The sequence below is a fragment of the Bariatricus sp. HCP28S3_A7 genome, assembly GCF_052066375.1.
In the GTDB taxonomy this organism is placed as follows: domain Bacteria; phylum Bacillota; class Clostridia; order Lachnospirales; family Lachnospiraceae; genus Allocoprococcus.
Window position 1 is genome coordinate 1 of sequence record NZ_JBQHSG010000059.1, and the last position, 3,376, is coordinate 3,376.

A 3,376-nucleotide genomic window follows, 5' to 3' on the forward strand; every position below is an offset into this window, starting at 1 on the left:
GTTGTTGTCTATTGTTTAGTTATCAATGTTCTTTCTTCTCTGTCTCGCGACAGCTATATTAGATTATCACATCTTCAAGCTTCTGTCAAGACTTTTTTATTTTTCTTTTTTTTGCCGATCCGTTCTTCGGAACTCTGATCTTCAGAGCGACAGCTTAAATAGGTTATCACATCTCTCAACGTTTGTCAACAACTTTTTTTCTTATCAGACTTCTGCATGCCGCCCCCTGGCCTCTGTCTCAGCCCTTTCGGAAATCAGTTATGACCCGCTGCCCGGAGTCTAATTTCTGATTTCTATCCGGTCAACGAGTCATATCTTACCATTCCATTTCAGAATTGTCAATACTGAATATTTATTTCGCGCAATTCAGTCAATTTACACAATTTCATTTGATTGTTAATTACATTTGAAACACTAAATTCAGTTCACATTTTCCACTCTATGACAAGCGACATAGTGTCCTTTATCAAATTCACGTAATTTCGGACATTCTTCTTTACATCTTTGTGTCGCATATGGGCATCTTGGTGCAAAATGGCAACCTTCCGGCACATCCATAGGGCTCGGCAATTCTCCTTGCAGTTTTATTCTTTCTCGTTTTCTTGCCGTCTCAGGATCCGCAATAGGTATAGCCGAAAGCAATGCCTGCGTATATGGATGGAGCGGATTCTCATACAATTCATTGCTTGTTGTCACTTCAACAAGGTTTCCAAGATACATAACTCCGATTCGAGTACTTATATAACGCACCATTGACAAGTCGTGAGCTGCAAATAAATAAGTAAGTCCAAATTCATTTTGCAAGTCTTCCAGCATATTAACTACTTGAGCCTGAATCGACACATCTAGAGCCGCAATCGGTTCATCGCACATAATAAATTCCGGATTCACGCTTAATGCCCTTGCTATTCCGATTCTTTGTCTCTGTCCTCCCGAAAACTCATAAGGAAACTTTATCAAGTCTTCACTTTTCATACCCACTTTATATAAGAGATATTCCATACGTTCTTTTCTCTCGGCAGCATTCATTCCAATCTGTTTTAATGGCTCTTCCAAAATTTCTTCTACATTCCAGAATGGATTCAGTGCAGAATAAGGATCCTGAAAAATAATCTGCATTTTGTTTTGAAACTGTTTCATTTGTGAAGGTTTCGCAGTTGTGATATCATGTCCCTTATAAGTAAGTGTCCCTCCGGTCACATCATACATACGTATCATTGTTCTTCCAAGCGTTGATTTTCCACATCCGGATTCGCCTACAAGTCCAAACGTTTCCCCTTTTCGAATATCCAAATCTATGTTGTCAACAGCTTTCACGTACTGTGTCTTTCCGCCCAGAAATTTTTTGACAGGAAAGTACTTTTTCAAGCCTTTAGCTGAAATCAATATTTCTTGATTCATCATATTTCCTCCTATTCCTGTTCATTTAAAAAGCACATAGCACGATGTGTTTCGCTATAGTTTTTATACTTCGGCATTTCTTTATAACAGCGTTCCGTCGCATATTCACACCGTTCCGCAAAAGGACAGCCGACCGGAGGATCTATCAATGATGGCGGTACTCCGTCAATCGACTGAAGCCTTTCACCTTCTTTTAAATCCAGTGAAGGAATGGCACGCAATAGTGCTTTCGTATAAGGATGCTTTGGATTATAGAAAATCTCATCTGTCATTCCATTTTCCATAATCAATCCGCCATACATAATTGCAATTTTACTGCAGACAGTCGCAACCACTCCCATATCATGTGTGATAAGCACAATCGAGGTGTGATATTCTTGTTCCAATTCTTTAAGCAGGTCGAGAATCTGAGCCTGAATCGTCACATCCAATGCGGTTGTCGGTTCATCCGCAATCAACAGCTGCGGTTCGCAGGCTAACGCCATTGCAATCAAAACACGCTGTCGCATACCTCCAGAAAATTCATGCGGGTATTGCTTAATTCTTTGCTCAGGAACTGGTATTCCTACTTTGCGAAGCATTTCAATTGCTTTTTCTTTCGCTTCCTGTCTGGACAGATTGCTATGGCGCAAAATAACCTCTTCCAACTGACTTCCAATCTTCTTAAGCGGATTCAACGCTGTCATTGGATCCTGAAAAATCATCGTCATCTCTTTGCCTCGGAGCTTGCGATATTCTTCCGCACTCAGTCCAGCTAATTCTTTTCCATTCAACTTCAAAGAATCGTATTCTACTTTGGCATTTTCCGGCAAAATACCCATAACCGCTTTCATTGTAACAGATTTTCCACTTCCGGATTCGCCTACAATTCCCATGATTTCACCTTTTTCTACGGAAAATTCGACTCCTCTGACAGCTTGCACTTCTTGCCCCCGGCTTTTGAATATAGTTTTTAAATTTTTAACTTCTAATACCAACTCTTTACTCATTACTTTCACCTGCCGTTATCTTAGGCTCAACATATACACGAAGTACGTCACCTAATTTGTTAAATGAATATACCGTTAAAATAATTAATATACCTGGTAAAATTGCCATATACGGAGCTTTTTGCAGGTATTGCTGTGAGCTTTGCAGCAAGCTTCCCCAACTAGACATTGGTGCCGCAACTCCAAGTCCCAGGAAGCTCAGTGAACTTTCTGTCATGATGGCATTTGCAATTTCTGCTGTTGCTGCTGTGATAATTGTCGGAAATACAGCCGGCAAAACCTGTTTCACAATAACCATCATTGGATGAACACCTATGAATTTTGCATATTGCACATATTCTCTTTCCTTTGCAGACAAAACTTCTGATCGAACAAGTCTCGCAATTCCCATCCAGCTGAACAATCCGATAACAATGATAATTGATGCAATTCCTTTTTTGAACAACAAGCTCACCACTGTTACCATAATGATCCATGGAATTGCGGAGAATACATCGACAATCCTCATGAGTATACTGTCAACCAGACCACCGAAATATCCGGCAATCATCCCAACCATCACTCCGATTACGATGGATGTGACCATCGCGAGTACACCAACCACTAAAGATACACGACCGCCATAGAGAACACGTACCAGATAATCTCTTCCCAGTTCATCTGTTCCAAACCAGTGTTCGGCTGATGGTCCGCTTAATTTGTTTACAACATCGATTGCATCCGGATCCACATTACAGAACACAATGAAAATACTGATCAAAATAATAATTATCAAATATGCAGCTGCAAACATAGCTTGTCCGTTATGTCTGAACTCATATTTGACATTTTCCCATCTTCTATTCGTTTTCATACTCTCTCCTCTATTGCATAGATGGTAGTGTCAAAAACTACCTGTTTTTTTGTCCCAAAATTCAATAAAAACCTTGATTTTATGGGAGAATGCAAATAAAAAGAGCATTGACCTCCCTTTTTCTGGTATAATG

Annotated in this window: 3 protein-coding genes; all 3 read right to left on the reverse strand. The window is 39.9% G+C overall.

Annotated features, from left to right (window positions below):
• Nucleotides 1-420: 420 nt before the first annotated feature.
• Genes ACTNA4_RS15825 through ACTNA4_RS15835 form a run of 3 tightly spaced genes read right to left on the reverse strand, consistent with a single transcriptional unit; the run spans nt 421 to nt 3,243 of the window.
• The gene (locus tag ACTNA4_RS15825; protein WP_441031090.1) at nt 421-1,404 is read right to left on the reverse strand and encodes an ABC transporter ATP-binding protein; all 984 of its coding nucleotides are present in this window, start codon (nt 1,402-1,404) and stop codon (nt 421-423) included.
• Between the two features lie 8 nt (nt 1,405-1,412).
• Nucleotides 1,413-2,390: an ABC transporter ATP-binding protein gene (locus tag ACTNA4_RS15830; RefSeq protein ID WP_427820890.1), complete on the reverse strand. Its 978-nt coding sequence runs from the start codon at nt 2,388-2,390 to the stop codon at nt 1,413-1,415.
• The gene (locus ACTNA4_RS15835) at nt 2,383-3,243 is read right to left on the reverse strand and encodes an ABC transporter permease (RefSeq protein ID WP_427820889.1); all 861 of its coding nucleotides are present in this window, start codon (nt 3,241-3,243) and stop codon (nt 2,383-2,385) included. Before ACTNA4_RS15835 ends, ACTNA4_RS15830 begins: the two co-directional genes overlap by 8 nt.
• Nucleotides 3,244-3,376 lie beyond the last annotated feature (133 nt).

Coding starts and splice junctions, on each gene's coding strand:
- ACTNA4_RS15825 (WP_441031090.1), bottom strand. CDS start 1,404: ATGATGAATCAAGAAATATTGATTTCAGCTAAAGGCTTGAAAAAGTAC.
- ACTNA4_RS15830 (WP_427820890.1), bottom strand. CDS start 2,390: ATGAGTAAAGAGTTGGTATTAGAAGTTAAAAATTTAAAAACTATATTC.
- ACTNA4_RS15835 (WP_427820889.1), bottom strand. CDS start 3,243: ATGAAAACGAATAGAAGATGGGAAAATGTCAAATATGAGTTCAGACAT.